Genomic DNA, 6,234 nt, shown 5'->3' on the forward strand with positions numbered 1-6,234 from the left:
CCGAAAAACTAATGCGCGGGGGGTTTGGGGGCGGCGCCACGCCCCCAACGGGGGGTTTGGGGGGTAGAACCCCCCAAAAGCTTGGATTGAGTGATAAAACCGAAAGTAACGCCCAATTTTAGGAGAAAGTTTCCCCTTAAAAATCCCAAATTAGTAGATTTACAAAAATGAGATGCACCCGCCGAAATCTATCTCATCTTCTCATCACTGTCTTCAATTTCTTGATCATCTTGATTGATTTCTTCTTTAAATCCCCGTAAAGTTTTCCCCAAAGCTGCCCCAAATTCGGGTATTTTTTTCGGTCCAAATATCAGGAGAACAACCACAGCAATAATTACTATTTCTGGCCAACCTAATCCAAACATAATCTTGAAAGTAAAAAGTAAAAAAAGAGAAAGGAGTCAGAATTCAGGAGTCAGGAGTCGTAAACTTGGAGAATTGCCAGATTCTGTCTTTTGCACGAGTGCCTGTTGCCTCTTGCCTTCAGAAGCTGATAACTGATAACTGATAACTGATAACTGATAACTGATAACTGATAACTGACTCTATGCTGCCACTTCAGCGCGTTTGTAAGCTTCGTCGAGGACTTCTGAGAGAGTCGGATGGGTGTGGATGCGGAAAGCGAGTTCATGGACAGATTTGCGTTCAGCGATCGCATTGGCCGCTTCTTGAATTAAATCCGATGCGTGGATACCGATAATATGAACACCGAGTAATTCGCCCGTATCCTGACGATAAACGACTTTAGCGATGCCTTCCGTTTCTCCTTCCGCTAAAGCTTTGGAATTTCCCTTAAAATAGGTCTTGACAGAAGCCACCTTATACCCTTCTTCCTGTCCCAAAGCTTCTGCTTGCGGTTCCGTTAAACCCACATAACTAATTTCGGGGTGGGTAAAAGCGGCGGCGGGAATACTGCGATAATCGATGGTTTTTGGGCGATTACAGATATTTTCAATGGCTATTACCCCTTGACCCGAAGCAGCGTGAGCTAACATCATTTTACCCGTAGCGTCGCCCACGGCCCAGAGATGGGGAATCGGTTCACCGTCCTGAATTACCTGCATTTTGTCATTAACGGCAATAAAACCGCGTTTATCCAGTTCTACCCCAACAAATTCCAAGCCGAGATTCTTTGTCGCCGGGATTCTTCCTGTAGCGACTAAACAAGCATCTACCTCTAAAATTTCGATCGCTTCTTTGCTTTTTGCGTCCACCAGTTCAATGGCCACAGGATTCCCCGGTTTAATACTTTTTGCCAAAACTCCCACATAAGTCTCGATGTCTCTAGGTTTAATCAGAACTCTTTCCGCGATTTTCGAGATTTCTGGGTCAAATCCTGGCATGAGACTATCTAAAGCTTCGATCATCGTCACTTCACAACCCAAAGCGGTGTATATATCCGAAAATTCTAGACCGATATAACCACTACCGATAATTGCGATCCACTTGGGTAAAGTTTCTAATCTAACGGCCTCATCGCTGGTAAAAACCGTTTTATGATCGATCTCGATCCCCGGTGGGACAAAGGGAACCGACCCCGGACAGAGCATAATATCCTTAGCGGTGTAGATTTTTTCGCCACTATCCCCGATGACGCTAACTTTTTGCGGGCCGGCGATTTTTCCCCAACCGTGGATAGTATCAACCTTGAGACGTTTAAGACTATTAGTGAGATCGCCTCTAATTTTACTGACAAGGTTGTTAGCATGATCGGCAATTGTCGGACGGTCAAAATTAACGCCAGCGATGGCAATACCTAGACTTTTCAGATGGTCACTATCGGCTAATTCGCGCACTCGTCCCGAGGCTGCCAGTAAAGCTTTAGAAGGAATACAACCGCGATTGACACAGGTTCCTCCCATATCTTTGGCTTCGATAATAGCTGTTTTTAGCCCACATTTGACTGCGTGTAGGGCTGCCCCGTGGCCACCAACTCCAGCACCGATAATAATTAAATCGTAGTCGAATTCACTCATAGTCTCTCTGACTCTCAAAGTTAGCATTATCCCATTTTACGATCCACTGCGATCAAGCTGTGCTATCCTGGGCAAAAACTGGAGCCAGTTTTTAGCCATCAGGCTCTTGTGCATTGAAACTGGGTGTTGGCAATTTTAGGACAAGACGTTACTAGACCTCTGGTAAAAATCAAAAATTGTTGTTGGGATTAGGAGCCGGTCGTCAGTAGTCAGGAGAATTAAGCATGAATAATAATCAATTAAATGGTCTCTTCACAGATTTTAGGCAATTTAATCCTTATTTTTGCCGTTTTTGAATCCTCAAAAATTAATTATGCAAGACGTTACTGAATCAAGATATGAATAAGTAGGTGGGTGTTAAAAATTGTCAGATCCCCCCGCCTATCGGCACCCCCCTTATCAAGGGGGGCAGGGGGGATCAAAGACAAAATCTATCTTCAATTTAATTGAAACCATTTACTTATTAATTCTGCATCGTATCCATAAGTTAGTCTAGTGCTAGATTGGAAAAATTAGACCTCCCGCCAATACTTTGCCGGATGGGGGTATCATCTTTCTCCTACCATAATTTAGGCTCGAAACCAGAATCATTAATTATTTCTACTGTTTCTCCCGATGGTTTAATCACAAATAAACCTTGTTTATAGGCATAACGATCTACTCCTTCATCTATTTCTATTCCTGCCACTGCACCATAAGCTTGATAGTTTTTATAATGGGGAAATGCTTGTTTAAATCGACTTAATTTTTCTAAAAATTCATTGACATCATCTTTCGATAAACGAGACTTACATTCTACTAAAACTACCTCGGTTTCATCGACGGCTAAAATGTCAATCTCCATGGCTATTCCTTGCCGTTTTACCCTGGCACGACTGTAGGTTTCTTTAACATCGATACCTTTGCCACGAAATAGGCTAATAACAGCAGGTTCGACTAATTCCTCGACAAATCTTCCCCAGCGAGTGGTTAAACTATCCACAGCACGACTGGTATTGGCCACTGTTTTCTCTAGCTTGGCTAAACGGCGATCGGCTTCAGCAGCCCGGCGATCGGCTTCGGCAGCCCAGCGATCGGCTTCGTCCTTGGCTTCGGCGGCCCGGCGATCGGCTTCGGCCTTGGCTTCGGCGGCCCGGCGATCGTATTCATCGGCCCGGCGATCAGCTTCGGCCTTAGCTTCAGCCTTGGCTTCAGCAGCCCGGCGATCGTATTCTTGGCGTGATTGTTCAAACTTTTCGTTAGTTTTCTCAAAAAGTTTATAGATATCTTCGATGGTAATCGGTTGAGACATGGTTATTTGTTTTAATCTTTCTTATTTTACTTCTTACTATAATTGTACTAGCAAAGTGCAAGTCATTTTAGGGACGGGTGTGAATTGAGCAAGTCAATGGTTATACTAAATCCGTTGAGTAACGCACAGAAAACGGGTTTCTCGGAGAAACCCGTTTTCTACTCATGCACTCATGCAAAACGGAGAATAAATAATCAGTTTTTAATAACTGGATTTAGTATGAGGACGATATAGCGGGGACGGGAACCACAGTTTCTTCGTTGATCATGGTTTCTAATTGTTCAGCCTGGGATTTGGCTCAATAAATTGATCATTGCAAATAATTGTTACGAATACTTGACTTAAGATATGTCTATGCCCACAGAAACACAAATCAAAGAAAAAGCGCTAGAGTTAGGTTTCCATGGGGTCGGTATTGCTTCTGTGGATAGTCAAGACTCGGCGGTATCCCATCTAAAAAGCTGGTTAGAGCGCGGTTATCACGCTGATATGGATTGGATGACTAACCCGAAACGACAGGATATCAAAACTCTTTGGCCGGAAGTGCGATCGCTAATTTGTCTCGCCCTTAACTACTACACCCCCCAGCAACACAGTCAAGAACAAAACCATGGCAAAATTTCCCGTTATGCTTGGGGACGGGATTATCACAAAGTATTAAGTAAAAAATTAAAAGCCCTCAGTCAATGGTTAGAAAGTCAGGGGGAGCAAATTCAAACCCGTTACTATGTGGATACAGGACCGGTACAGGATAAAGTTTGGGCGCAAAGAGCAGGGATCGGCTGGATTGCCAAGAATGGTAACTTAATTACCCGCAATTACGGTAGTTGGGTCTTTTTAGGGGAAATATTAACTAATTTACCTTTAGAACCCGATCGACCCCATAGCGCCCATTGTGGCACCTGTAGCCGTTGTTTAAGCGCTTGTCCCACCCAAGCAATAGTTAGTCCCTCTGTGGTGGATGCTAATCGCTGTATTGCATACCATACCATCGAAAATCGTGCTGTAACTTTGCCTACAGAAATTGCCGAGAATTTACAAGGTTGGGTAGCTGGCTGCGATATCTGTCAAGATGTCTGTCCTTGGAATCAACGTTTTGCCCAAGTTACCGACGTGGAGGATTTTCAACCTCGTCCCGAAAACCTCTCGCCAAGGTTGGAGGAATTAGCTAATCTAACTATAGAGGAGTGGGATCGTCGTTTCATCTCGTCAGCCCTGCGTCGAATTAAACCCCAGCAGTGGCGACGTAATGCCCAAGCTAATTTAGCCCATTCCCCTCACCCCGCACAAGATGACAATTAAAGTAGTCGTGTTCGATTTTGATGGTACTATCGCCGATACCCACGATACTTTCGTGGAGATTGTCAATCGTTTGGCTAAAAATTTTGGTTATCAACCCATCAACGAGGAAGATTTGGCCAGACTAAAAAACCTTAGTTCCCAAGAAATTATTAAACAATCCCAAGTTTCCCCCGTTAAAATCCCTTTTTTACTCTATCGAGTTAAACGGGAATTAAATAAACAAATTGAATGTCTGAAACCTTTCCATGGCTGGCATCACTGCCTAGCCACTCTTAAAGAAAGAGGCTATAGATTAGGAATAATAACTTCTAATACCAAGGAAAACGTCACCATATTTTTAGCAAATAATCAACTCTTAAATTTATTTGATTTTATCTATTCGGGAACGCCTTTATTCGGCAAACACAAAATTATTGATCGCCTGATCCGACAAAATAAATTCTGTCCCGATGAAATGATTTATGTCGGCGATGAAACTAGAGATATTACTGCTGCCAAAAAAAGTCAAGTGCAAGTGGTGGCCGTCGCTTGGGGCTTTAATTCCCCTCAAATTCTCACTCAATTTAACCCCGATCATCTCATTCACCATCCCCTAGAATTATTGGATATTTTAGATAGGGCTGGCTGAAAAAGTTTTTCCCGGGAGCATGGACATTTGTACTAGAATATCCAACACTCAGTTTAAATATAGACTTCGATCGATGGGGGCAGAGAGACTCGAACTCTCACGAGCTTATAAGGCTCAACGGATTTTAAGTCCGTAGCGTCTACCATTCCGCCACGCCCCCGTTATTTAACCGACAATTTTTTATCATATCACAAATAATTTAATTGGCAAGAGTATTTTCAGCAAATTATTTTAGTCCGCCAATTCGATCGCCGCAAAGGGGGAAAGAGGGGGTAAAATGATCAGCAGGTGAATTGCAGTTCACCGACAGCCATTGATAAAAATCAATCCTTATGCAATCAATTCTGACGCAAGAAACCATTATCATCGCCCTGATCTACCTATCTCTCAGTGTCTTGTATTTGCTCGTCATTCCCGCCGTTATCTACTACTACCTCAATACGCGCTGGTATGTGGCATCTTCTTGGGAAAGAGGGTTTATGTACTTTCTGATGAGCTTTTTCTTCCCTGGGATGCTGTTGTTAAGTCCTTTCCTTAACTTCCGTCCCCAACGTCGTACCCTAAAAGCTTAAGTTATCACCAAAAAAACCCATGAGACGCATTGATGTCATCGGGATCGGTATAGGGATGTTTGCTATGGGCGGCATCCTCTACATTATCCTACAAAAAACCGGTTTAGATAGTGCTTCGGCGGGAATTTGGAGTCAAGCGGTGTTGGTAGGTGGTGTCATCGGTTGGATTTTTACCTATCTGTTTCGAGTTGCCACCGATAATATGACCTACGGCAAACAGCGCAAGGATTACGAAGATGCCGTCTTTAAAAAACGCCTGGAAGCGATGACTCCCGAAGAAATCGCCCAAATGCAGCGGGAGATTGAAGAAGAAAAAACTAAATAGGGCTGGCTGAATAAATCTAAAAACCTTGCTGGATAACACTTTTAGACTTTTTGTCAATCAAAAAGTACCAGATATGGGAGTGATCAGGGGGAAATTCAGGGACTTTTTCCCTGAAAATTAGGTAATTGACCCCCTCAAAA

7 protein-coding genes and 1 tRNA gene are annotated in these 6,234 nt (G+C 43.4%); 4 read left to right on the forward strand and 4 right to left on the reverse strand.

Features of this window, described 5'->3' with window-relative positions:
* Window positions 1–188 precede the first annotated feature (188 nt).
* The 3 genes from tatA to PX481_RS01465 all read right to left on the reverse strand — a co-directional run bounded on the left by tatA (window position 189) and on the right by PX481_RS01465 (window position 3,267).
* Entirely contained in the window at window positions 189–365 is a 177-nt protein-coding gene (gene tatA, locus PX481_RS01455; protein WP_002763330.1) for a twin-arginine translocase TatA/TatE family subunit, read from the reverse strand.
* A gap of 180 nt (window positions 366–545) precedes the next feature.
* Window positions 546–1,976 carry a dihydrolipoyl dehydrogenase gene (gene lpdA / locus PX481_RS01460; protein ID WP_288093307.1) on the reverse strand — a complete coding sequence of 477 codons (1,431 nt, stop codon included), beginning with the start codon at window positions 1,974–1,976 and terminating at the stop codon, window positions 546–548.
* A gap of 559 nt (window positions 1,977–2,535) precedes the next feature.
* Entirely contained in the window at window positions 2,536–3,267 is a 732-nt protein-coding gene (locus PX481_RS01465; protein WP_002763327.1) for a hypothetical protein, read from the reverse strand.
* Between the two features lie 354 nt (window positions 3,268–3,621).
* On the opposite strand from PX481_RS01465, the gene queG reads away from it, so the two are divergent.
* Window positions 3,622–4,569 carry a tRNA epoxyqueuosine(34) reductase QueG gene (queG, locus tag PX481_RS01470; RefSeq protein WP_185237710.1) on the forward strand — a complete coding sequence of 316 codons (948 nt, stop codon included), beginning with the start codon at window positions 3,622–3,624 and terminating at the stop codon, window positions 4,567–4,569.
* Window positions 4,559–5,197, forward strand: coding sequence for an HAD-IA family hydrolase (locus PX481_RS01475; RefSeq protein WP_288093312.1), 639 nt, complete (start codon window positions 4,559–4,561; stop codon window positions 5,195–5,197). The genes queG and PX481_RS01475 overlap by 11 nt, the downstream gene beginning before the upstream one ends.
* 74 nt (window positions 5,198–5,271) lie before the next feature.
* On the opposite strand, the gene PX481_RS01480 is transcribed toward PX481_RS01475, so the two are convergent.
* Window positions 5,272–5,357: transfer RNA gene (locus tag PX481_RS01480), tRNA-Leu, on the reverse strand.
* A gap of 172 nt (window positions 5,358–5,529) precedes the next feature.
* Between PX481_RS01480 and ndhL the strand changes: the two genes are divergently transcribed.
* Window positions 5,530–5,769, forward strand: a complete 240-nt coding sequence (ndhL, locus tag PX481_RS01485) for an NAD(P)H-quinone oxidoreductase subunit L (RefSeq protein WP_002732218.1) — start codon at window positions 5,530–5,532, stop codon at window positions 5,767–5,769.
* A 19-nt stretch (window positions 5,770–5,788) separates the two neighbouring features.
* On the forward strand, window positions 5,789–6,094 hold the full coding sequence (locus tag PX481_RS01490; protein WP_002763321.1) for a DUF3007 family protein: 306 nt from the start codon (window positions 5,789–5,791) through the stop codon (window positions 6,092–6,094).
* Window positions 6,095–6,234: the final 140 nt, after the last annotated feature.

The organism is Microcystis sp. M53603_WE2 (genome assembly GCF_030065435.1).

Coding starts and splice junctions, on each gene's coding strand:
- tatA (WP_002763330.1), bottom strand. CDS start 365: ATGTTTGGATTAGGTTGGCCAGAAATAGTAATTATTGCTGTGGTTGTT.
- lpdA (WP_288093307.1), bottom strand. CDS start 1,976: ATGAGTGAATTCGACTACGATTTAATTATTATCGGTGCTGGAGTTGGT.
- PX481_RS01465 (WP_002763327.1), bottom strand. CDS start 3,267: ATGTCTCAACCGATTACCATCGAAGATATCTATAAACTTTTTGAGAAA.
- queG (WP_185237710.1), top strand. CDS start 3,622: ATGCCCACAGAAACACAAATCAAAGAAAAAGCGCTAGAGTTAGGTTTC.
- PX481_RS01475 (WP_288093312.1), top strand. CDS start 4,559: ATGACAATTAAAGTAGTCGTGTTCGATTTTGATGGTACTATCGCCGAT.
- ndhL (WP_002732218.1), top strand. CDS start 5,530: ATGCAATCAATTCTGACGCAAGAAACCATTATCATCGCCCTGATCTAC.
- PX481_RS01490 (WP_002763321.1), top strand. CDS start 5,789: ATGAGACGCATTGATGTCATCGGGATCGGTATAGGGATGTTTGCTATG.